At 55.7% G+C, this 23521-nt stretch carries 22 protein-coding genes and 1 pseudogene; 9 read left to right on the top strand and 14 right to left on the bottom strand.

What is annotated here, in order from left to right; translation table 11 throughout:
• Positions 1–160: 160 nt before the first annotated feature.
• Positions 161–979 (bottom strand): alpha/beta fold hydrolase, encoded by an 819-nt coding sequence (locus M2418_RS17220; protein WP_250983733.1) that lies wholly within the window; start codon positions 977–979, stop codon positions 161–163.
• A gap of 681 nt (positions 980–1660) precedes the next feature.
• Between M2418_RS17220 and M2418_RS17215 the strand changes: the two genes are divergently transcribed.
• On the top strand, positions 1661–2173 hold the full coding sequence (locus tag M2418_RS17215; protein ID WP_250983732.1) for an NUDIX hydrolase: 513 nt from the start codon (positions 1661–1663) through the stop codon (positions 2171–2173).
• 207 nt (positions 2174–2380) lie between these two features.
• Entirely contained in the window at positions 2381–2587 is a 207-nt protein-coding gene (locus tag M2418_RS17210) for a hypothetical protein (RefSeq protein ID WP_192490023.1), read from the top strand.
• Positions 2588–3023: 436 nt separating this feature from the next.
• Here the strand turns inward: M2418_RS17210 and M2418_RS17205 are convergent, their stop codons facing one another.
• From M2418_RS17205 to M2418_RS17175, 7 genes are all read right to left on the bottom strand, one after another.
• On the bottom strand, positions 3024–3290 hold the full coding sequence (locus M2418_RS17205) for a hypothetical protein (RefSeq protein WP_259148071.1): 267 nt from the start codon (positions 3288–3290) through the stop codon (positions 3024–3026).
• A 377-nt stretch (positions 3291–3667) separates the two neighbouring features.
• A complete protein-coding gene (locus tag M2418_RS17200; RefSeq protein WP_259148070.1) occupies positions 3668–4738 on the bottom strand; it encodes an ABC transporter ATP-binding protein in 1071 nt (356 codons plus the stop codon).
• Entirely contained in the window at positions 4735–5664 is a 930-nt protein-coding gene (locus tag M2418_RS17195; RefSeq protein ID WP_259148069.1) for a PfkB family carbohydrate kinase, read from the bottom strand. The genes M2418_RS17200 and M2418_RS17195 overlap by 4 nt, the downstream gene beginning before the upstream one ends.
• On the bottom strand, positions 5665–6687 hold the full coding sequence (locus tag M2418_RS17190; protein ID WP_250983728.1) for an SIS domain-containing protein: 1023 nt from the start codon (positions 6685–6687) through the stop codon (positions 5665–5667).
• A complete protein-coding gene (locus M2418_RS17185) occupies positions 6684–7529 on the bottom strand; it encodes a carbohydrate ABC transporter permease (RefSeq protein WP_259148068.1) in 846 nt (281 codons plus the stop codon). Before M2418_RS17185 ends, M2418_RS17190 begins: the two co-directional genes overlap by 4 nt.
• Positions 7529–8413 (bottom strand): carbohydrate ABC transporter permease, encoded by an 885-nt coding sequence (locus tag M2418_RS17180; RefSeq protein ID WP_259148067.1) that lies wholly within the window; start codon positions 8411–8413, stop codon positions 7529–7531. Before M2418_RS17180 ends, M2418_RS17185 begins: the two co-directional genes overlap by 1 nt.
• A gap of 75 nt (positions 8414–8488) precedes the next feature.
• Complete coding sequence (locus M2418_RS17175; RefSeq protein WP_250983726.1) at positions 8489–9727, bottom strand: extracellular solute-binding protein; 1239 nt, start codon at positions 9725–9727, stop codon at positions 8489–8491.
• Positions 9728–9948: 221 nt separating this feature from the next.
• Here M2418_RS17175 and M2418_RS17170 point away from each other — a divergent pair, with 221 nt between their 5' ends.
• Entirely contained in the window at positions 9949–11154 is a 1206-nt protein-coding gene (locus M2418_RS17170) for an ROK family transcriptional regulator (protein WP_250983725.1), read from the top strand.
• A 464-nt stretch (positions 11155–11618) separates the two neighbouring features.
• On the opposite strand, the gene M2418_RS17165 is transcribed toward M2418_RS17170, so the two are convergent.
• From M2418_RS17165 to rsgA, 4 genes are all read right to left on the bottom strand, one after another.
• Positions 11619–12137: a YidB family protein gene (locus M2418_RS17165; protein ID WP_250983724.1), complete on the bottom strand. Its 519-nt coding sequence runs from the start codon at positions 12135–12137 to the stop codon at positions 11619–11621.
• A gap of 265 nt (positions 12138–12402) precedes the next feature.
• Complete coding sequence (locus M2418_RS17160) at positions 12403–13758, bottom strand: FAD-containing oxidoreductase (protein ID WP_259148061.1); 1356 nt, start codon at positions 13756–13758, stop codon at positions 12403–12405.
• Positions 13755–14216 (bottom strand): DUF4126 family protein, encoded by a 462-nt coding sequence (locus M2418_RS17155; protein ID WP_259148059.1) that lies wholly within the window; start codon positions 14214–14216, stop codon positions 13755–13757. Before M2418_RS17155 ends, M2418_RS17160 begins: the two co-directional genes overlap by 4 nt.
• A gap of 533 nt (positions 14217–14749) precedes the next feature.
• Positions 14750–15772, bottom strand: coding sequence for a ribosome small subunit-dependent GTPase A (gene rsgA, locus M2418_RS17150; protein WP_259148057.1), 1023 nt, complete (start codon positions 15770–15772; stop codon positions 14750–14752).
• An 866-nt stretch (positions 15773–16638) separates the two neighbouring features.
• Between rsgA and M2418_RS17145 the strand changes: the two genes are divergently transcribed.
• The 6 genes from M2418_RS17145 to M2418_RS17120 all read left to right on the top strand — a co-directional run bounded on the left by M2418_RS17145 (position 16639) and on the right by M2418_RS17120 (position 22483).
• The gene (locus M2418_RS17145) at positions 16639–16947 is read left to right on the top strand and encodes a hypothetical protein (protein ID WP_250983720.1); all 309 of its coding nucleotides are present in this window, start codon (positions 16639–16641) and stop codon (positions 16945–16947) included.
• Positions 16948–17558: 611 nt separating this feature from the next.
• On the top strand, positions 17559–18008 hold the full coding sequence (locus tag M2418_RS17140) for a tripartite tricarboxylate transporter TctB family protein (RefSeq protein WP_259148056.1): 450 nt from the start codon (positions 17559–17561) through the stop codon (positions 18006–18008).
• Positions 18008–19510 carry a tripartite tricarboxylate transporter permease gene (locus tag M2418_RS17135; RefSeq protein ID WP_192490038.1) on the top strand — a complete coding sequence of 501 codons (1503 nt, stop codon included), beginning with the start codon at positions 18008–18010 and terminating at the stop codon, positions 19508–19510. The genes M2418_RS17140 and M2418_RS17135 overlap by 1 nt, the downstream gene beginning before the upstream one ends.
• Before the next feature lie 86 nt (positions 19511–19596).
• Positions 19597–20526, top strand: a complete 930-nt coding sequence (locus M2418_RS17130; protein WP_259148053.1) for a tripartite tricarboxylate transporter substrate binding protein — start codon at positions 19597–19599, stop codon at positions 20524–20526.
• A 59-nt stretch (positions 20527–20585) separates the two neighbouring features.
• A complete protein-coding gene (locus tag M2418_RS17125) occupies positions 20586–21512 on the top strand; it encodes a LysR substrate-binding domain-containing protein (protein ID WP_259148052.1) in 927 nt (308 codons plus the stop codon).
• Between the two features lie 35 nt (positions 21513–21547).
• Complete coding sequence (locus M2418_RS17120; RefSeq protein WP_250983719.1) at positions 21548–22483, top strand: hypothetical protein; 936 nt, start codon at positions 21548–21550, stop codon at positions 22481–22483.
• Positions 22484–22777: 294 nt separating this feature from the next.
• Here M2418_RS17120 and M2418_RS17115 read toward each other — a convergent pair whose 3' ends face one another.
• On the bottom strand, positions 22778–23011 hold the full coding sequence (locus M2418_RS17115) for a BrnA antitoxin family protein (protein WP_250983718.1): 234 nt from the start codon (positions 23009–23011) through the stop codon (positions 22778–22780).
• Between the two features lie 273 nt (positions 23012–23284).
• A pseudogene (locus tag M2418_RS17110) lies at positions 23285–23521 on the bottom strand (ABC transporter ATP-binding protein); the annotation flags it as partial.

The following is a 23521-nucleotide window of genomic DNA, read 5'->3' as shown; positions in this document are numbered from 1 at the left end:
CTACACTGAAAATGCGTTCTTAATGTTTTGGTCTTGATGCGGAATTGGCAGATACTCAAGTCATTTCAACTGTGTACGGCCAATCGGGTTGGCGACATCGTCGCGAAATAATTGTTGAGATAGCGAGCGCAAAGTAACCTTTGCGCTCGCCCGTTTTTGCTTAAGACAGAAACGCGATAAGGTCCTGGTTGAGGCGATCAGGGACCGTTGCGAACAGGCCATGGGGTTCGCCATCATATTCGATCAGTTTCGCCCCTGCGATAGCCTTCGCGGCAGCCCGCCCAGTGGGATCAATGGGGACCGTTTTGTCGCCTGTACCGTGGATCACCAGTGTTGGAACCGTGAAGGCAGCAAAATCTGCACGGAAGTCGGTCTTGCCAAATGCATCTACGCAATCGATTGTGGCTTTCGGGCTCGCCATCACACCCAGCACAAACGACCAGTCCAGCACACCTTGGCTAACAGGCTTAGTGACATATCCGACGCCGTAAAACGTCTTGGCAAAGCTTTGGAGGAAAGCAAAGCGATCCTCTCTGATGTCTTTTTTCATTCCATCAAAGACGCTTCCATCGACACCGTCCGGGTTCGTATCATCTTTGAGTAGGTAGCCCGCGACCGATGCGACGAGCACGGTTTTAGAAATCTTGGATGCGCCGTGTCTCGACAGGTAACGGGCAATCTCGCCTCCCCCCATGGAAAAACCGACAAGCGCAGCACCTTGCAGATCAAGACCGTCAATAACTGAGGCCAGATCGTCAGCGAAGACGTCGTAATTATAGCCACTTGCGGGGTGACCAGACTGTCCAAATCCACGGCGGTCATATGTGATGACTCGGAAACCGGCCTCGAGCAGAGCAACCGTTTGATATTCGAACATGTCGCCGGTCAGGGGCCAGCCATGGATCAGCACCACAGGGCGTCCTTGACCCATGTCTTTTACGTGCAAGCTAGTCCCGTCTTTTGCTTCAATAAATGCCATTATGAAACTCCTTGGATGATGCCAAGAGTAAAGCTCACAGCGGACATCTTGTTCCTCGGAGATCACATTCCAAGTATTTCGTTTGACTGCTCGTTGCACCGAACAGATCTTCATCGAGAGGTCTAAGACGCGTCACTTGGGCTATTAGGAATATCATGGCGTCCCCACTGTCATCCGCAAATCGCTGACGGCGTTTCAGGCTAACGACGACTTCTATGAGGTCAGCGCGCTCTGGCGCAGATGTTATGGCGTTCTCTTAATCGTGCGGCAAAACGTCGCCTTGAAGGATAAGTTGCCTCTGCGTATCTAACTGTCATGCGAAATATTTGGGTCATTCAAATCTCCTGGCTTACCGATCAAGCACGCTCCGTCACCCGGAGTTGGCAGCATTGATCCTGTAACGCCGCCACAGACCCAGCCGCTCCGGGCACCCAAGCAATAGAAAGTGCGGTTTCGTTACACGTCGTTGAGGCGTGTCATGGAGCGTATCATGTCCCTTTTTCGACACCATCCCACCTGCGTCACATGCAACCGCAAACTGCCGGGTGCTGCGGCCCGTTGCCCATGGTGCGACACCTCTGTCCCGTCCACAATCGACCGCCGCTCTGCCGTTCGTAAGCAACAGACGTCTCTAGAGACATTCCTTTTGCTCTCGGAGGATGCCGGACTATGAGTTGCGCTATGACGTTGAGCGGTAAGACCCTAACAGGTGGCGATACGGACGAGTTGCAGCTGGTCGGGGTCCTTCCGTGGCGTATCGGGCGTGATGGCGAACGGACGGTGCTGCTCATCACCTCGCGCAGGCAGGGACGATGGATCATGCCCAGGGGGTTGCCCGTGAAGGGAGAACCGCCCTTTGTTGCGGCGTCCCGGAAGGCTTTCGAGGAGGCGGGCATCATCGGTGAAATTTCCACCGTCCCGGTGACAACCTACCAATACATCAAGGTCCTTGACGAAGGATCGCAGGTTGCCTGCCGCGTCACTGTGTTCGGTATGAACGTGCGTGGCACGTTGACCCACTGGCGTCAGAAGGAGCAAAGACACCGACGGTGGTTTTCCCTCGAAGCAGCGGCGGACAAGCTTGATGATATCCAGCTTGCCGAGTTCGTAAGGACAATCGACTCGGAGCCGGGTCGCCTTGAGCAACACAACCGTTCCGAGGGACTACGCGACCACCATACGCGAGGTGCCTGACGTGCCGACGATATTTCTGACAGGCTTCGCAGGTTGGATGCCTTCTGTCTTTCCAATTCGAAGGACCAGTGCCGGACGCTAACTGCCTGGCGCCAAGAGCTGCGATTGCAACATTGGCGCCAGGTGTTTCCCAATCCGTGACTGAAACTGTGGGGCAAGCCTGGCCCTTTGTACCAGAGCATAATCCATATCCAGAAAGAGCCACCAATGACTTTTAGATACACCCATACGTTCCCCATCAGCGGCCCGAACAAGTTGCCTCGTTTCAGGCGGTGGGCGGCCGAAAATATTCCGGGCGTCGCCGTGTCCCTGCCGCCCCAGGTGCCGGTCAAGAGTGAGGCACTCACGGTGCGATTGAAGTCCCTTGAGGATCGCAACACTCTGATCGAAAAACTGCAAGGTGTGGGCTTGTAAGGTAAGCCTTCGCGGCAAGCGGCCGGTCGGTGATTGTCCTGTAGGCAGACTGTCACGCACAGAAGTTTATAGGGAGGCCGTGCCGCTTACCGCATTTTTCAGGCATAAAAACCCTGCCAATGCATACTGGTTTGATGTTTCTGGTATCTTGTCGCCTCCAAGCTTGCGAAAGGGAGGCGCCATAGTCGGTGGCGCCATGCAGAATATGAATGACGACTACCTTTGCATTGTCGACGCGTTAGAAGATCGGATAGTCGGGCAAACGCGTCACAGAATACTGTGATGTTCGTTGCGAAGGACCAGGGTAGAGCGACTGGTGTGTCGTCGATCCCTATCGAGAGTTTTCGTCACCGACAAGTAGCAGCTAGAATCCCTAAACACTGATATGCGTGTCTTGTATAACGAAAGTGTTTGAAGCCTGTACGGAACTGGAGACCTAGCGCCCCAGCTTGCGCGGCTCACCGCCTTGAGCGTAGGCTGTCTTTTCGACAAATCGGAACTGGTTGCCGCAGTGCGAGCAGCGGATCATGAATTCCGAGGGAATGCTGGATGGACGCTCGGCACGAAATCCGCGCGGCATCTCGTCGACGCGAAAATCGACATTAGCTGAACGCTTATCGTCGGTCTCCGAGACTTCCGCAAAGCCCTGGTGACCACAGTTTGAACATTCAAGCTTTCGGGAATATCTGTCGCGCGCTGCCATCTGACATCCTGTTATTTTTGCGATCAGGTAACAACCAACGGAAGACATTTCAATGTGCCAGATCCGGAATTCATTCAATCCATTTGTTTCGACAGCCAGTTTACCGGAGGGCAGGGCGATGGTGCTGTCGCCAACATCGAATCTCAGGACAATTGCGGGGACTGTCTCGCCTTGACTATAAATCGATTTTTCGAACGCGGGGTCGAATTCTTTCGAGGTGAATAATTACTGAGGCTCTACTGTTGTTGGAGCTTCACTTGGCATCAGTGATTTAGATTCTAATGCCAGGCGACATCTTGTTTATGGACAATTCGGGGGCGTCGACGGGCGACGCCTACCCGGCATAGTCCTGACGCATCGAATACGATTACGCGCGCTCAGCCGTACCGAAGCCCGGTTTCCGCATTGAAGAGGTGAACGGCTTCCGGATCAAAGAACAGCGATATGTGGTCGCCGCTGGCCAGAGTTGTTCTTGGTGGTAGGCTCGCTGTGACGCGCTGTGTGCCGACGGATGCGGTAACGAGAAGCTCCGGACCGGTTAACTCGGCCACATCGCAACGCGCGTCGATGGTATTGCCATTGCCGGCGAGCGAAAGCGCTTCCGGGCGAATGCCGAGGATGAGCTTCTGCCCATCTGCTGGCGCAGTCTTCAGTGATGACGGCAAAGGCACACGGCCGTCTCCATTATCGATCGCCAGAGCGCCATTCTCGACCGTCACCTGCAGCAGGTTCATCGGCGGTGCGCCAACAAAAGTGGCTACATACAAGGTTGCCGGTTGGTCGTAGATTTCAGCAGGTGTGCCAAGCTGTTCGATGCGTCCGTCTTTCATGACGGCGATCCGGGTCGCAAGTGTCATTGCCTCGATCTGGTCATGCGTGACATACACCACCGTCGTTTTCAGTATCTGGTGCAGCCGCTTGAGCTCTGTGCGCATTTCCATGCGCAATTTGGCATCAAGGTTGGACAAGGGCTCGTCGAACAGGAAGACTTCAGGCTTTCGCACCAGCGCACGACCGATCGCGACGCGCTGGCGCTGTCCACCGGAAAGCTGAGCAGGCTTGCGATCCAATAACGGCTCGATCTGCAGCAATCTGGCAGCCTCGTTGACCGCTCTGTCACGCTCCTGCACCGGTACCTTACGCATTTCCAGTCCAAAACCGATGTTCCGCCGCACCGTTAGGTTGGGATAAAGCGCATAGGACTGAAATACCATCGCGATGTCGCGATCTTTTGGATGCACGCCCAGCACCGAACGATTTCCAATCCGGATATCGCCGCTAGTCGCTTCTACCAACCCTGCAATGATGTTCAGAAGCGTTGACTTGCCGCAACCGGACGAGCCGAGAAGGACAAGAAACTCGCCACTTTCAAGCGAGATATCGACGCTCTTCAGTGTTTCGACTTCACCGTATGTCTTGCGAATACTGTTGATCTCAAGCGCGCTCATCGAACGGCCTCCTCGGAAGCAAGTGGTCCGCCATAATGACGCGGAAGGGTGGAAATTGCGCGCGATGCGACTTGTGTGCCGGCAAGCAAACAGGCTTCAATCGACCTGGAATTGGCAAGCGCAGCCAGGAATGCGGCGTTAAACACATCACCGGCGCCGATCGTGTCGACGACTTCGACCTTGGGTGCTGCAACTGTAACCAACGAGCCGTCAGGGCAAATGGCAACTGCTCCATCAGGACCGCGTTTGACGACGACAATCGCTCCTTCAGGCATGTGCGAGCTGATTTCGCGTGCAGCCTCGATCGGATCATCAAGGCCAGCTAGCGTTGTCGTTTCGACCTCATTGAGCAATGCAATACCACAGCGGGAAAGCCAGCGACGTGTCTTCGTGCAGTTCTTTTCTGTCCACCCGTCCAGCGGCCAGCCCGTGTCGAGTGCAAGGGTGATTTGGTGGGTCGCCGCCCAGTCGAACAGTGTGTCATAGTTGTGAGCCAGGTCGTCGGTCAGGAATGAGCCACAAACCAGTGCATATCCACCCGCCATCGCCGCGCCGTCGATCGTGGTCAGGACGTCGGATATTCCGAAGCGTGGCAAATGACCACGTGTCGTGAAGAAGGTTCGTTCGCCGTCCGGATGGGTGATGCCGACCGACAGCGTGGTGCGCTCCGAGCGGACGGACCATTTGGCGGCGCGCTCCCCGAAGGCCTCACGCAGCCAGCTGCCGAACTGGTCACTGCCGACATTGGCGGCGATCGAGAACTCCACGCCGAGCGCTGCCCAGGCCAGCGCACTGTTGCCGGCGCTGCCGCCGACACGAAGCTCGTCGTGATCGACAATGATTTCGGTGCCAGCCTTTGGCCATGGAGCTGCAGGCCCCAAAATAAGATCGACATTGACGTTGCCGATGACTGCGAGAGGTCGCATTTATTCGCTCCTGGTAATCTTGGTTGAGCGTACAGGCGTGCCGGCATCGTCGACGCGGGCATCGGCAAATGCGATCATCAGCCGCTGCGCCGCAGGCAGCATTGCGAATATCGCCGCAAGGCCGTTGGCTGGGGCAAAGCGGATAGAGACCGTGCCAGCGACCGGTTCGTCGCCCGAAGCGTCGAACATGATGACAGGAGCGCCCGTTTCCACCGCGGAGACGGCCATGGCCGTCACGAGGCCGGCCGTACTGTCGTTGCCGCGGAACAGAACGACGCCAATATCCGCGCCGAGCATTTCCATCGGACCATGCCGCAACTGGCCGCCTTCGAGCGAGAAGCATGGCAGACGCGACAGTTCGGTGAGGCCGAGTGCGAGCGCTTCGGCAAGGCCCTGCAGGCGGCGGCCGGAGGTGACGACGGTACGAACCGTGGCGAGAGCAGCGAGTGCCGGCGCGATGTCGGGCTCCTCTGGTGCATTCAGCACGGCGAAAGCCGCTGATGGATCGTCTCCGAACGCTGACAAAATGGCGAGGTGCAAGGCGAAGGTTACCGTGAGGCTGCGGGTCGCGGCGAAGGCAAGCTCGGTGCCACCGGCACCGATCAGTGATGTCACAGTGCGTGCCAGGAAGGATCCGCCCTCTAATGTCAGCCCGAAGGTCTCGGCATTGCCGCCTGTCTCTTCGAACCAGCGCACGACCTCAGCGCTCTCGCCCGACTGCGAGGTGACCAGAACGGTGCGACCTTCGAGCGCCAGTGGCTGGCCCAGTTGTTCCGAAAGAGGCGCGGCAATGGCGTCAATTCCAAGCGCGCGATAGAGTGGTTCGACGGCACGGCCTACCGCGTGCGATCCGCCCATGCCGAGCAGCAGCAGCTTCCTTGTCTTTGCCAATGACGCGGCAATGGTGTGGGCTTTTGTCTTCGCTGCTTCATACGAGGCGAGCGCATCGGCATGCTGCCGGGCCATTTCGCGGTCAATGGCGACGAGGCCGACAGGTCTGTTCTTTTGCTGGGTCATGATCATCCCTTGACGCCACCGCTGGTAAGCCCTGAGATCAGGGCGCGTTGCATGACAAGACCGACCAGCACCGGGGGCAGGGCGGCAAGCACTCCAGCGGTTGCAATCAGTCCATAATCGGAAACACGGCCACCGGCGAGATCTGCGATGGCAACCGTGAGTGTCTTGGCGCGCTGGTCGGAGGTGAACAGCAACGCATAAAAGAATTCGTCCCAGGCCAGCAGGAAGGCGAATAGGGCCGACGTCGCCATCACGGGCATGGCCAGTGGTAACGTGATGATCTTCAGCGTCTGGAACAGGCCCGCGCCGTCGATCATCGCCGCCGCCTCGATTTCCTTAGGAATAGAATCGAACCCGGATTTCATCAGCCAAGTGGTAAAGGGAGCGAGAATTGTCAGATATACCAGTGCCAGTCCTAAGACGTTGTTGAGCAGGCCGAGATGGGCAAGACCCATATAGAGCGGCACGGCCAGCGCCACAGGCGGAAGCATGTAGGTGGCGATCACCATTGTGAGCGACCAGCCGACCGTTGGTGTCCTTGACACAGCCCAGCCTGCGGGGATGGCGAGGGCGATCGCTGCAATAGTAGACAATGCGGCAACTTCGATGCTGTTAACCAGCGACGACGTGAATGCTGCGCCAGCGCTGTTTTCCAACGTCGACAGCAACACACCATAGCGCGAAAAGTCTGGCGATTGCGGCCACCACCGCAATGGCTTGGCGGCAAGGTCGGCAGCTGGCGAGATGCTCATGATGAACAGCCAGAGGACCGGAGCGAGAATGACGGCGGCAAGCAACAGCGCGCAGCCGTAGATAAAGATGTTGAACACAGGATTGCGACGTTCCATCAGCTTGCATTCCCTGCGGTCTTGCGAACAAGTATGGCGTAGGCGGCTGCAAGCACGGTGACCAGCAGTGTGACGATCAATGCCAGAGAGGCCCCGGATCCCGCCCGCTGAAACGAAAATGCTTCCTGGTAGACGAGGATCGACAGCGTGCGAGTGCTGTTGGCAGGTCCGCCACGGGTCATCACCCATATGATGTCAAAAACCTTAAAAGCTTCGATCGTGCGCAGAACCAGTGCAACCATGAGCGGACCAGCGATGTAGGGCAGGATGACAAAACGAAAGCGGGAGAAAGGCCCTGCACCATCGACCAGCGATGCCGATGTTATATCGCGGGGCACGGCCTGCAGTGCGGCAAGGGCGATCAGTGCAACAAGCGGAAAGTTTTTCCAGCAATCGGCGACGATGAGCGCTGCAAGCGCAGAGCCCGGCTCGCCAAGCCAAGAGCGGTAGGCATCGAGCAATCCGAGCTGGGTCAACATTGCATTCAACGCGCCATACTCGGGATTATAAATCAGCCGCCAGAGGGTGGCATTGACCACGGTGGGCAGCGCCCAGGGAAGGATCATCAGCGCACGCAGCAGGGTGCGGCCGTAGAAATTCTGGTTCAGCAGCAACGCAGCAAGAACACCGATCACCATCTCGGCGGTCACCGAGACAATCGCGAACACGAGGGTCGTTGAAAGCGTGCGCTGGAAATTAGAGCTTGTGAGCATCTTCACGTAGTTATCGATACCGACAAAATTGCCTGCGGTGCCGACCAACTTGGCGTCAGTAAAGGACAAGGTGACGGTGTCAATCAACGGCCATCCGATGACGGCCATCATCACCGCGAGCAGCGGCAACATCAAAAGCCACGCACGGGTGGTCATCCAGGTGCCGGACATGGGGCGCCCTTTCAATTCATCGGTATGGAGATGGCAAGCCAGGCGGCGCTAGTGGCCGCCTGGTGGTTCACTTGCTTAAAGGCCGCTGTTTTCTGCAGCCGTGTTCAGCGCATCTTCGGGCGAAGACTGGCCGAGAAGGGACTCCTGGATCGCCTGCTGAAGGGCGGTCGAGAGCTCCTGATATTTCGGAGTCGTGGGTCGCGGATACATGGCGGCGAGACCGATTTTCGCAGCGGAAATCAGCTCCTCTTGGCCTTTGGTGACGGCAGGATCATCATAGGAGGATGCCCAGATGGGCAGGCTCAACTTGGCATACTGGTTCTGCGTCGCCTGCGACGTCATAAATTCAATGAACTTCCAGGCTTCGTCAGGATGCTTGCTGGCCGAGGTAATGCCGAGACCCATCGAGCCATTCACCGCAGATGCTTCGCTCTTGCCGGAGACACCGGGAGCAGCCACGACACCGACCTTGCCGGCAACTTTGCTTTCCTTGGGGTCGTTTGCCATGTTGTACATATAGGTCCAGTTCAGCGCGAAGGCGGCGTCGCCATTCTGGAAGACCTTGCGGACGTCCTCTTCGAGGAATTCCTTGGAGTTCGGGTTGGTGAGGCCGGACTTGTAGCTTGCGACCATGTAGTTGAGGGCATCAAGACCGCCGCCGGACTGGAAAGCCGGTTGTCCGTCCTTCAAGAAGTCGCCCTTATAGGCGCTGACCAGCGTCGTGTAATCGCAGATCGCAGCTTCGGCCTGCGCCCAGCTCCACGCGATCGGGGTATCCAACAGTCCTTTGTCCTTAATTACCTTGGCCTGTTCGGTAAGTTCGTCCCAGGTCTTTGGCGGTGTTTTGATGCCGGCCTTTTCAAGGATTTCCTTGTTGTAAAACAGGTATTTGGTGTCGAGGATCCAAGGCATCCCATAGTATTTGCCGTCGTTCTGAACGGTGGTCCAGGCTCCCGGCAAAACATCCTTCTTGGTGTCGTCGGAAATGCGCGATGTGACATCCACGAGTACGTTGTTGGAGGCATATTCCGATGGCCAGATCACGTCGAAGAGAACGACGTCATAGCCGCTGCCGGAACCCTGTGCGAGCACCGTCTTGTCGTGCAAGCCTTCATAGGGAACAAATTCGAGATTGACCTTCACCTCGGGATTTGCCTTGCTGAAAGCCTCGGCCATCGCGCGCACGTCAGCTTCACTATAGGCCGCCTGCGCCATGAAAAGTGCATTGATCGTGGTTTCTGCAAATGCATGTGGTGCAAAGGACGCGCCGAATAGTGCAGCTCCAAGCAGTGTCTTATTTAATGAGTTCAACATTTAGCCAGCCTCCAGCTTTTTGGCATTCACGCGTTTCCCGGGGGCGGCTGTACGTCGCCTCCGGCCTTCAAGGCATCCAGTGTTTCAGATGCCGATTTCGGAGCGTCGTGGAGCCGTTTTGGGCTCTCTGCGTTCCCCGGAACTCTGCGGTTCCTTATTAAGTCAATTGCATTGACTTTATTTCTTGTTCAATATTCTATTGGTGTCAAGGGGAATTGCAGATGCATGACAGACGTCCGATAAGGGCCAAAAGCGGGACCAACCAAGAAGGCACCAGTTCGCATAACAGACGGGTGATGATTGATGCGTTGCGCGTCAACGGCGCGCTCTCACGGGCCGATCTTGCCCGTGCCACCAGACTGACGAAACAGACCGTATCCAACATCATCGATGAACTAGAGCGCGATGGGCTTGTGGCCGCGCATGAGGTGATCCGAAAGGGCAGGGGGCAGCCTTCGACCCCTTACAGTCTGGTTCCGGCAGGTGCATTCGCTATCGGCCTACAGATCGACCGGCACATCACCCGCGCGTTAGCGGTCGATCTCATGGGCACGATCCTTACCCGCGCCGAAGCGCCGCTGCCGGCGAACGGTCCACAGGGGGGCGTGAAGGTCATCCTGGATCTTGTCGAGGCCGTCAGACGAGAACTTGGTCAGATGTTCAGCCAGTCTGAGCGACGCTTGGTCGGCCTGGGCGCCGCGATGCCGGGACCCTTCGGCACAGAAAACACGACAGACGATCCCTGGATGATGTCGGCATGGCAGACATTTCCGCTGCTGGAAATGCTGGCTGCAGGCACCGGCCTTGAAGTAGGGTTGCAGAACGATGCGGCAGCCTGTGCGCAAGCGGAGCGCATGGTAGGAGCGGCCCACGGGCTCGACCACGCCGTTTGCCTTTATCTCGGCTATGGTATCGGTGCCGGTTTGATTCTCGGTGGTGAATTATACAGCGGCGCAAATGGCAATGCTGGGGAAATTGGTATGGCTCTGTTGTCTCCGGGCGGACGTGCTGCTCCCTTGGAACATCGAGCGTCGCTGGCCGCACTCTACCAGCATCTTGAAATCGATCCGGCCGACCCCAGGGTTTACGCCAAGGTCAACGAACTCGCATCGACGGATGATCCGAGGGTCCAGCTATGGCTTGATGAAGCGGTGATGGATCTTCGCTGGAGCGTCCATCTCATTGAAACAGTCTTCGACCCACAAACAGTGATCTTATGCGGTGGTGCGCCCGAAGCGCTTGCCTTTCGCTTGATGGCAGCGATGGAGCCGCTGGTTCCGTCGGTTGCGCAGCGCTCCGACCGCAGCGTGCCAAGGTTTCAGCTGGGAATGACAGATCCATGGGCGGTAGCACTGGGGGCGGCGGCAGAACCCATCAGTCGCGCTTTCGACCCTCGATTTTCAGCGATTCTCAAGCAGGCAATTTGAAGCTGGTTCATGTCCGTAAAGTGGTTGCAGAACTATCGCGACGGGCATTTGACGACGATTGCGCAGAAGACTTAATTCCAATGGGACGGTTTGTGGCGGTCGCAACTGGGCTGATTGTCGGCTTCTCTAATCGCACCGCCGTTCAGACATTGCAAAGTAAGCGGATTCTATGCGCTTTAGGCCTATGCGGTCGGCTCCGTCTCATTAATCCATTCACACAGGATGAGATTGCTGATCTGCAGGGCCGGGCATGTGCGCATTGGGAGACTGCCAGGTGAATGCAGAAGAACTACTGTTGTGCGGTCAAAACAGCCGTCTAATAATTCGAACAAGGCGTCCATTATGTTTCATGCGGCAACGGAAGACTGCCGCACGCTACTAATCCATAGAAATGAGACGCTCTTACCAGAGTAGGATCACTGCGCTGCCGACGGTTCGTCGGCTATAGGACGCATCGCTGCGGGTCAGACAGTCGTTGGCTGATCATCGCCGGGTATCTTCCCATCCGGTGTCAGTTCATCGACCGCCCGTGGCAAATCCTTGCTAAGACGTGCGAGGATTTCCTCTCGCGACAGACCGGTTTTTGCAGTCAATTCGTCTAGCACGTCCGGTCCAATCGCCTCTGCAAGTTCGTTGTCATCGATATCGTCATTTGTCCCAGGCTTTACCCAGGAATCAGCTTTTTGTCCGAAGCCGTTCTGTTGGAACGTTTTGAGTAGGTCGCTCAGGCCACCGCTCAAAATTCCCCCAGAGGTCAGGCCGCCGAGAATAGACCCGATTCCCCCCGTCTCATTACCTCCACCGAGCTTGCCAAGCAGATCGTCAAGGCTACTTGTCTGGCGCGATCCAGCGTCTTGACCTGTGTTTGCGCCTTCCGCCTGCGGCTTGTTCAATCCGCGCAGGAGGTCCGCGATCTTGTCCCTGTTCTGATAGCCAGCGACGGCAAGTACACCAAGCAATGCTTTCAGTTGACCACTTACCATGTTCTTCTCCTCCGTGGGCCTCGAAAACAACGTCGCGACGCGGCCCTGTTCGCTCGACTGAAACGGTTGGTTGGCCATGAAGTTCCGCCTCCACAGGTACAACGAACGCAGCGACCCCATGCGCGCCGCCTGCCGCACGGCGGGCCAACTTTGGCAACCTTTCTCTGTTCGGCAAACGGAAGGGATGTAACCCTTCTCACCAGTCGCCTACCGGGCAGCACCGTGCGCAAGAAGCACTTCGCTTTCCATGCGCAGATCAGGAGACTTACCTCAGGTCTCCGATAAGCGTAGGCACGAGTTCCGACACGGTGGGATGTATCGGTACCGACCATTGGAGAGCGGGGTAGGGGGTGCGGGCGTTCATTGCATCGATAATGCCATGGATGGCCTCGTCGCCCTCTATGCCAAGGATAGCCGCCCCGAGGATCTGTCGGGTTTCGGCATCCGCGATTAGCTTCATGAAGCCCTGTGTCTCGCCTTTCTCAACGGCTCGGCCGACACGGCTCATGGGCCGTGTCGATACGAGAATTTGGCGACCCGATGCTCTTGCCTGGCGCTCCGTCATGCCTACCCGTCCAAGCGGAGGATCGATGTAGAGAGCGTAGGCCAGAATGCGATCGCTGAGCTTTCGGTTGCACCCGTCAAGCAAGTTGGCGGCGACGATCTCGAAGTCGTTGTAGGACGTGTGGGTAAACGCGCCGCGGCCGTTGCAGTCCCCCAATGCCCATATGCCGCTGACATTCGTGGAGAGGCTGTTGTCTACGACAATAAAACCTTTGTCGTCGGTCTCGACACCAGCCTCTTCAAGACCCAGATCATCGGTATTGGGTCGTCTACCTGTAGCAATAAGGACGTGGCTTGCATTCATGGTCTCGCTGTTTGTCGTGACCGCGATGTCGTCCGCAGTTTTTCTGAACGATAGCCCGCTTACCCCCGTATGAACCGCGATCCCTTCTGCCTGTAGGATGTCAGCAATGGCGGAGGAGACATCGTCGTCTTCACGTGAGGCGAGGCGGGTGCCACGCTCTAAAATGGTTACGCTTGCGCCAAAACGGCGGTACATCTGCGCGAACTCCAGGCCGATGTAGCTTCCACCGATCACAACGAGATGACGCGGAACCTCCGCCAGCTGGATGATCGACGTACTTGTCAGGTATGACACGTCCGCAAGCCCAGGGTAGTCGGGAATAGACGGACGTGCACCAACGTTGATGAACACCTGCGGTGCTGTCAGGCGCATGCCATTGACCACAACCGTATTGGGATTTTCGAACTGTCCTTGTCCGTAGATCACCGACATGCTGTCGAGACTGTCAAACCAGGTAGCGAGGCCTTTGCGGGCATCGAGCGTGACCTTTTCAGCCCGGCCTCGCACGGTCTCCATGTCTATACCAATCTCGCCGGGGACAACGACCCCATATTCGCCAGCGCGCCGGGCGACGTGTGCAGCCCGTGCGCTGGCGACCAATGTCTTTGTTGGCATGCATCCGGCGTTGACGCAGGTGCCGCCAAGATATTTGCGCTCGATCAGCGCGACCTTGCGTCCAGCCGCCGCCATTCGCGCCGCCAGAAATGGACCGGCCTGTCCTGCACCGATGAAGATGGCGTCGAAGGAAGTCATGACACGGCCGCTACAATCAGCAGCGCTCCAACGACGGCGACAGCGTCTTCGATCAGGGCGGCGGGTAGGTCGCGCCCGAACGAGGTGGCAAGTCTGGCGCGGACGGCTGCTCCGCCGTAGGTACCGATGATCGCTCCGACGATCCCGGCGACCAAGCCGAAAGCGAGCAATCCAGCCGACGCACCGATGGCTGCGCCTGACAGAGCGCCTGATGCCAAGCGGGTTCCGAACTGGACCGGCACTTTGCGGGAGGGCGTGCCTGGGAGCTTGTCGGTGATCAATTCACCAAGTGCCAGAACGGTCAAAATCAAAGGTGTCCACTTGTAACCTATGAAGGCCAGAGGTGTCTGGGAAACATCGAGCCAGCCAAGGCTTGCCGCCCAAGCGATGGCAGCTGGAGCTGTCATCGCCCGTAGTCCGGCGATGACACCGATTAAAAGCGCGAGAAAAATCATCATGCCATTCCCCTTTTTTTGATCTGGCGTGGTGCCTGTCGCTACTGCGCCATCGCGTGCAGCAAATGAGAGTCCAGCCTTCGATGAAGTCAAGCAGGTCAGTGTCACAAGACCCCTGTCTGGGAATAGATTTCCGTATCGTCCAATTATGTGCGGACGACATCATCTGGTTCCCCGATGCGAGTCCCAGCGTGCGATCGCTGATAGCATCCTCCTCTGACGGCCTTTGACGAGATGACGTTACCTGACTGATTTTTGTTTGGCGAGTTAAGCGTCGTAAATCGATGCAAAGGGCGAAGCCTGCCGACAATTAGTCAGGCGGCGCAGTGCAGCATTCCGTAACGATCGCGGGCTGACCGTGTGCAGCCAAACGGAGGGCTGGCTGGTAGTCCGGAAATCAGGAGGCCATCTCTACGGTGTGAGGAGTACCGCGACGGTGTTGCCGACTATGATGGCGACGGACTTTTTGCCTTGCAGTAGCGCTGTAATGGTAGCGGTTACGCCGCCGTCGTTGCTCCGCATCGTAGCGCGGGGCTTCAATATTTCTTCTTGCGAACACTCTTGTTGCCACGTGCTCCGCTGATGACAGGTGTTCTCGCCAGATTTTCAGAGACAAGCCTGCGCCACCGATCAACGCGTTCGGCGGCCAAGGCTCCGCTTTTGACGGCCGTCTGAACTGCGCAGCCCGGCTCATGCGCATGGGTGCAATCACGAAATCGGCAATGTGGTGCAAGCTCAACGACGTCTGCAAAAAGTGTGTCGATACCGTCGGTGACATCACTGATGTAGAGTGTCCTGATCCCAGGGGTATCAATCACCCAGCCACCACCGGGAATGGCATGCAGGGATCGCGCGGTCGTGGTGTGACGGCCTTGCGCATCATATTCGCGAATAGGTCCGGTTTTCTGCTTTAAGTCAGACGCTGGGCCGATCAGCGTGTTCACCAGCGTCGATTTTCCTACCCCTGAGGATCCAACCAGAGCAATCGTTTGGCCAGCACCGCTCCAGGGACTTAAAAGAGACCTTGCATCGCCGGATCGACCATTTAGCGCAACGACAGGCAGATCACGCTGCAAAGCCTCTGCCTTGGTCTGAAACAGGCCGACATCGTCGGCGGTGTCAGCTTTTGTCAGCACGATTACCGGCTTACTCCCAGCCTGGTTGGCCATGATTATGTAACGTTCCAGCCGATCACTATTGAAATCGGCATTGCACGACGTCACAATCAGCAGCGTATCGACGTTGGCAGCAACGAGTTGTTGGCCACGTCCCACCTCTGTACGCCGCTGAAACACCGCTTTTCTATCAAGCCGACGGACAAACATTTCAGAGTAGGGATCGGCTAAAACCCAATCTCCGACCGCAAATTCCGCCGTATTGGCATTGGCCGGAAGCACCAGCTCGACAGGCCCCGCGGCACCGATCACGTCGATGCGCGCGCGGTGAACCGATGCGACGCGCCGAGGCAAGAGGCCAGCTTCACCAGGCTTGATCTGATCTGCGAAGAAGTCTGACCAACCAAGCGATACCAAGGCGGTGTGAAGATGGGATTCGGTCAAATTTCTTATCGCATTCGCTGTCGGAGTTTACAGAGGTTTGATGGTTTCCTGCCTAGGTGCGCTGCTGTTCTCGCCTAGGCAAAGAGGTTGCGTAAGCAGCAGCTTCGCCGGAATATGGGAATGGGTCTGACAACTGACGGTCGCCGTCGTAAACCTGGAAGGCGGGTCCGTCGATTTCGACGATTTTATATCCATTCACGTATTCAAACTTTGTCGTTTTCCAACCCATAGAATGGTCTCCAATATCGGTCCGATGTTCTTAAACTCTGAAGATGATGTTCGACCGTCATACCCATCAGCCCATGGGTGTATCAGGTGTTTGCACAAAAGACGAATTGATCAGCACCACGTTGCGCATCTTGCGAAATACACCCACACGTCGGCGCTGTTCGGGCGGGACCAAACTGCATTGGGCCAAGAAGCTTCCGCGACCGTGGTGGTGGCGAGCGGCGGCAGGACCGGTGGATCGTGGGTAATCCATATTTCGTTCAGCGCATTTCAGACAAGCAGCGCGATACGCGCATAGCTGAGTTGCACAGTAATTGTTTTCCAAATGGTCAAAAATCGGGCATAACGACTACAACCGATGCACATGGCGACCTCCTCCCAGGATCGCAGCGTCGGTTGTTCCCCTCTGGAGGTTTTGAACCTTCAAACTTATAGGCCGCGACTTTTGTCGACGGCCTTTTTTCTTTCTCATTCCTGTCGGACGACTGTGCGTCATTACTGGCGCCGCAAAGCCACCGTGTGCGACTGAACCAATGGTAGAGAAATGGGCTTAAATTTCTTCTGTAGATTGTTGATTGATGCGTCTTGACGCGCGCTGCCAGACAATGGACTTGTTACGAAACGACTGCGGAATATCCATGCCATTCTATCTTGTCACCCAGACCACTCTCATTGAAGCGGATGACCCACAATCTGCGGCGCAAAACGCAATCGATTTGATCCGTTCAGGCTCCGAAGTGTTGGTTGCTGTTAAACGCGACCATACAGACATCTCTCATGTGGTTGTGGGTGCTAAGACACTACCATCAATTGTATCCGAAGAAACGACAGTCGGTGAGCTATCTTTACCGGCAGAGCACGTCTCTGAGGTTATGTCACAACCTGGCAAGCTGACGTGGATGCACAAACTGGCCGATGCAATTTCGCTCAGAAGCTGGCGGCGTTGAACCAAATGCCATTCGGCCTCCTGATGGCAGGAAGATAATTTATCCGGAGCGCCGGTGGGACGGGCAATCAAATTGTCTTTTGTCATCTTCCGTATTGCAAAAACTCACAAACCGCCATCGGCGCGATTTATGGCGATTCCTGCGTCAGCTCACCGATCAGTAAGAAAAAGGTCGATGAGAACCTTTTTCCTATCCGACGTTCGAAGGCGCTTGGCGATCGGACCATGACCGGTATGGTTGAATTTCCAGCGCAGACGCAGACATTGATGGTTCCTTCATTCTGGCTGAATGCAGCCTGTTGTGGCAATCGCATCGATCCCATCTCGGTCTTCAGATCGCGAATGCATGAAACCCGGAGGCCTGAACTCTGGCTTCTAGAGCCTGAAACGGGACTACCGGGTAGAGAGGCCCGCTCAGCGTGATGCCGTCACGCGTAAGTCGTTGTCGCCCAGCCATGTTTCGCCAATGCCGATCTGCAAAATGCAAGCCTGGGCTGCAATCCAAGCCGTCATAACATTTAAGTATAATGCGATGACGCAATTTGATTTGATGTTATGCGCTCATAGTGATCATCTGCAGACGAACGCGGCGAAGATCGCAAGGGGACACATATGAAGTTATCTGATTCCGATAGAGCAGCAGGCCTGCTCTACCTTATTCTTGCCGTCTGTTTTGTCGTCCCGGCAATCGGGTATGGCTTTGGAAGCGTGCGCCGCCTAGGCGCGGGCGTATTTCCGCTGGTGGTAGGTCTGCTTCTCGCGCTTGTGGGCCTGCTACTCGTTATCAGGTCGCTAGTCGGCCACAAGGGGGCTGCGGTTGCAGAGATGAACCTGCGTACGCCAGCATATATTGTTGCAGCGTTGGTTTTTGCTGCCGCAACTTTACGGGTTGGAGGCATAGCGGTTGCTGTGCCAGGCGCCGTTTTGATTTCTAGCCGTGCCTCGCGTGATTTTCCCATATCGCACGCTCTTGGACTGGCTGCGCTTTTGACGGTGTTCGTCTGGCTTGTCTTTGTCGTTGGCTTCAGCGTGCGCCTCCCGTTTCTGGCAGGAGTTTTGTAATGGATTGGTTTGCAAACCTCGCGGGCGGTTTCGAGACAGCCGTAACGTTAAATAACATTATGTTATGCTTCATCGGTGTTTTGCTTGGGACCGCAATCGGTGTTCTTCCGGGTGTGGGACCGCTTGTCACAATAGCGATATTGCTCCCATTGACATATTCGTTGGAGCCAACGAGTGCCTTGATCATGCTCTCGGGCATATACTACGGTGCCCAATATGGTGGATCGACCACAGCGATCCTGGTGAACCTGCCAGGGGAATCTGGTTCCGTTGTTACCTGCATTGACGGCAATGCGATGGCCAGAAACGGCCGTGCAGGATCAGCGTTGGCGATAGCTGCGCTAGGATCGTTCTTTGCTGGCACCGTTGGCACACTTATGATTGCGGCGTTCTCGCCATATCTTTCAAAGATAGCACTATCCTTCGGGCCGGCAGACTACTTCTCGCTCATGGTTCTTGGTTTGGTCGCTGCAATCGTGCTTGCATCCGGTGGCCTGCTGAAGGCGTTCGGAATGATCCTTGTGGGAATTCTTCTGGGTTCGGTCGGTACCGATCTCACGACCGGCACGGCGCGTTACACTTTTGGTACTTTCGAGCTTCTTGACGGCTTGGAATTTACCGCGCTGGCGATGGGCCTGTTCGCGATCGGCGACATTATCGCCAATGCGAGCAAAACCCATGACCGCAGTATGGTGAAGGGCAAGGTCACAGATCTTTGGCCAAACAAGCAAGAATTTAAGGAAGCCTGGCCAGCTGTCCTGAGGGGCACGGCGCTGGGATCACTCCTTGGATTGCTCCCTGGCGGTGGTGCCACGCTGTCCTCATTTGCATCCTATTCGATTGAAAAGAAGCTTTCAAAACATCCGGAACGATTTGGCAAAGGGGCACCTGCCGGCGTTGCCGCGCCTGAGAGTGCCAACAATGCTGGCGCCCAGAGCGCGTTCATCCCAATGTTGACGTTAGGTTTGCCGTCGAACGGGGTCATGGCCATGATGATTGGCGCGATGATGATCCATAACATCGTTCCCGGTCCCGAGGTGATGACACGCAATGCAGATCTTTTTTGGGGTCTGGTCGCCTCAATGTGGATCGGCAACTTTCTGCTCGTCATTATCAATCTGCCACTGATCGGCATTTGGGTCCGCTTGCTTCGCCTGCCTTACAATATGCTCTTCCCGGCTATCCTGATATTTTCCTTGGTAGGCCTATACTCCATCGGAAATTCGTCTGCGCCGATCTTGATGGCGGCCGGTTTCGGCATCCTTGGTTATCTGTTCAACCGCTTGGGTTGTGAGCCTGCGCCCTTGTTGCTCGGATTCATTCTCGGCCCGATGATCGAAGTCTATATGCGCCGCGCGCTGCTGTTGTCCAAAGGAGACGTCAGTGTTTTTGTAACGCAACCGCTTTCGCTCGTTCTTTTGCTGACCGCGCTCGCACTCCTGATTTCCGTTCTTTCGCCCGTGGTGCGCAGGAAACGAGAAGAAGTCTTTGTTGAAGACTAAAGCCTGCCAAAAAATACAAAAAGGGAACTTTCAGAATGTACAAAATCTCACGCAGAACTTTTGCAGCTTTAACATTGGCATCGTTAATGCCAATGACGACAGGTGTGTTGGCGGATGAATTCCCGTCACGCGCCGTCACAATTATCGTTCCTTATGCGCCGGGTGGCCAGGGTGATATCACGGGCCGCCTGATTGCGGAGCACTTGTCGCCGCTGATCGGGCAGCCAGTGACCGTCGAGAATCGACCGGGCGCCAATGGCGTTATCGGGATCTCTGGGATAGCCAATGCCGAGGCCGACGGCCATACGATTGGTGTCGTTGTTGCGTCTCATGCGATGGCGAAGGCTCTGGTTCCCAACCTGCCCTACGACCCTGTAACGAGTTTCACACCCATAACCACGACTGCAAGAACAGACATCGTGATGGTTACCACGCCATCGATCGGTGTAAAAAATGTCGAGGAGTTTATTTCCTACGCAAAAGAACATGCCGGCGATGTCGCCTTCGATTCATCCGGTCAGGGCAGCAACACCCATCTGTTTGGAGAATGGTTTGCAGATGCGGCAGGCATCGAGATGATTCATGTGCCGTACCAGGGCTCTGGGGACGCAATGCCAGACCTGCTGTCAGGCGTTATTCAAGTTGGCTTCAAGTCGGTGCTGGCGGTCCGTGGATATATTGACAGCGGTCAGCTCGTAGCGATTGCCGCTGGGGGTCCTGAACGTACAGCCGTTTATCCTGACCTTCCTACCGCTGCCGAACAGGGTGTCACTGGCTATAGTGCCAATACATGGGGCATGGTTCTTGCTCCAGCCAACATTCCTGCGGAACGCGTCCAATACCTGAACTCAAAGATCGTGGAAGTTCTGAAAAAACCGGAGGTGGTTGAAAAGTTTTCTTCGATGGGAGCGACAGTCGTTGCCGATAGTCCTGAGGCGGCGAGATCCATGCTGCAAAGTGAGGAGAAGACCTATTCCGATCTTATCACCCGCCTTGGCATCAAGTTAGGCCAGTAAAAGATTTGCCCCTCGCGACATCGCGAGGGGCAACCATCGTGGGGTCTATAGAGGATGATATGGGAAACAGATCGCTAAATCCGCGCCAGCTGGAGGCATTCCGCGCTGTCATGGTATCTGGAAGCATTACCAAGGCAGGGCTTCTTCTTTCCATTTCGCAGCCTGCGGTGACACGGCTCATACGTGATCTTGAACTTGATCTTGAAATGCAACTGTTTTCACGCAGTGGTGCCACAGTCAGTCCTACTCCAGAGGCACGAGAGTTTTTCAACGAGGTGGAGCGGCATTTCATTTCGACTGAAAGATTGCGGGAGAGCGCCTCCAGCATTCGGGAGTTTGGAACAGGAAGGCTTAGAATTGCGGCAATACCTGCACTTTCCGGCCATTGCTTGCCGGATGCACTTGCTCGCTACGCCTCTGATTTCCCCAATACTATAGTATCTGTGCACAACGGCGCATCGGTTGATCTCATCGATCTTGTTGCGGCCAGCCACGTGGATGTCGCCATCATTGCGCGTCCTGCATCTCGTAACGACTGCTCATTCCGGCTCCTTCCGGAGGCAGAGGCTGTGTGCATACTTCCCCACACTCATCCACTTGCCGAAAAGAAGGTCATTAGTCCGTCAGACCTTGATAAACAGGACTATATCGCGTTGGGCCACGGTAGCCTGATGCGTATGGAGTTAGAGGCGCTATTGCGCGCGGCTGAGGCGCATCCACGCTTGCGCGTAGAAAGTCTGTTTTCAGGAACCGTTGTCCACTATGTCAATCGTGGACTGGGGCTGGCGATTGTTGATCCTCTGGTTGCTTCGATGGTCGATACATCGAGCACAGTGGTGCGCAAATTCTCTCCCAAAATTCGCTATCAACTGTCCGTTGTCTACGCGCCTGACATCGTCCGAAGCCCGATGCTGGAGCGTTTTGTGGAAGTGTTTACCGAAACCTATGAGCGATTGACACGATCACTTCAGGCGCATGTCGCATGACCTTGCTCTAAACTAAAACACCGAAAGGAACTGATATGAAGGACTTCGAGGACTTCCTCGTTGCGATGGATGCTGCCGTTGCGCGGGTCGCGCAGGAGGAGCCTGAGGAACACCGCAAACTTCGAACAGGCAAGCTTGAGGCGCGGCCCGGTGGTAAGGGAAGTTATTTCACGACACTCGACATCGCCCATGGAATGCTGCGAGATTTTACAATGTACATTGTGTATCCTGGCCTTGTTCTGCACCGCCAGCGGCAAGACCTGGATGCATCGCGAGCAATGATTGCAGAGATGTTCCCAACGGTCTTGAACTATCTCGGCTACAGTGGTTTTGGCGAACTGAAGGTGCTCGGGCATACACTGCTGCGCTTGGCTCCGACATTGAACAACGAGCAGTTTGATCAGGCGCTCACTCGGTTTCTCCGTTACACAAACCTGCTCTATGGCTGGGCATATCACTGGTTCCCCTGGAGCATCGGCGATGCGATGCGTTATGAAGAAGGGGGCGAAATCGAACTTCCACAAGTCGTTGACAGCCTCGAGCCGACAAGCACGCTCATAAAGTTGAGGTGGGACCCAATTGGTATTGAAGTCCAAGCATTTCTAGTCACTGACGGCAATGCGGAGTTGTGCAATGAGCTAATGGCCATCATGCCGTTTAAATGCCTTCAGACGCATGCGATGGTCGCTGGCGAGTCACTTATGGCTTACACACCTCTGGTATCAACCGCACCCACGCCTTTCAAAGAGGAAATACGTCTTGCCCCTCCGGGTCGCATAAGGTTCAACCCAAGGACAGGGCAGAAGCTGATTGTGCAATATGGGCGCACGACAGAAGATATCCTCGCTCCGGTTATCGGCTCCGTTCTGCCCGAAGATGTTTCGAAGCTCGCCGAGGTCGGCATAGCTGTATGGGAATCCACCTATCTCCACAAGGAGCCGGTCTGGTTGACCGTCGAGCGCTTGAGTTAGGCTTAAAATCCATATCGGCTCAGTATCCAGCCTGTTTATTGAGCCGATATTGTGAAACTACTTAGCCGGTCCTCCACTCCGGTTCGAGGGATGCGGCTGCTGCCCACGGAAGAGTAAGCGGGTTTTCGACACGAGGTTTCCAGATATATTGCAAACGCTTAATCGAGCAGTCTTGGAAACTCCATGGCCTAGAGTAGGTCCGGCCAATAAGACGGGCGTCGCTCCGGCGATGAATTGTTTACTGCAGCAACCGGACGAGCAGATATTGCGCGCGTTTAAATCTCATCAAGCGCGCTAGATGGCTTCATTCATCGCCGCCCGTAGGACGTCATTAATACGGTCCTGCCAGCCAGGGCCGTCTGCTTGGAAGTGCGCCAGTATATCGCTGTCGATTTTCAGCGACACTAACTCCTTGGCATTGCGGATAATTGGACGTTCAAAGACCGGCGCCGTGACTTTCTTGGCCGGTTTGAACAGCGCCTCGGCTGCGTCTTTAGGATTGGACGGTCGTCGTGGTGTCGTCGCCATTGTTATCTCCTTTCGTGCAAATCTGGTGTGCACGTTTTAATTCAGCTTGACCAGAGGGGGCGCAATCTCTGCCCGAGTTCTTTCTCGACAATTTTCAGCATGAGCAATGTTTCAAGGCATTGCAGAGTTGTCGTCATCTTTTGGAAGACCTAACCGCTTTGAACGCGCTATCTGCTCGGCAAAAATTCCATTCGAGTACAATAAGGCGCGCTGTCGTTTTCGCTAATAATTGACAGCGAACACGGCTATTAGACTTGAAAATTTTCAGGCACTTCAATGTGCGCCTTCGTACTCCAGAGATGCACCAATGAGTTCACGCGCATATTCATGCGTGGCACCGTTTCCAGCGATGGCTTGGCGCGGCAGGATTTCGGTAATTTCGCCCCGCAACATCACCGCAAAGCGGTCACACATATGATCAACCACAGCCAGATCATGGGTGACCATGATGTAGGTAAAACCACGCTCTTCGCGAAGACGCTGCAACAGGTTGAGAATTTCCGCCTGAAC

Origin of the sequence: Rhizobium sp. BIGb0125, from assembly GCF_024810055.1 — a bacterium.
GTDB lineage: Bacteria > Pseudomonadota > Alphaproteobacteria > Rhizobiales > Rhizobiaceae > Agrobacterium.
This window is presented reverse-complemented; position numbering and strand designations above follow the sequence as displayed.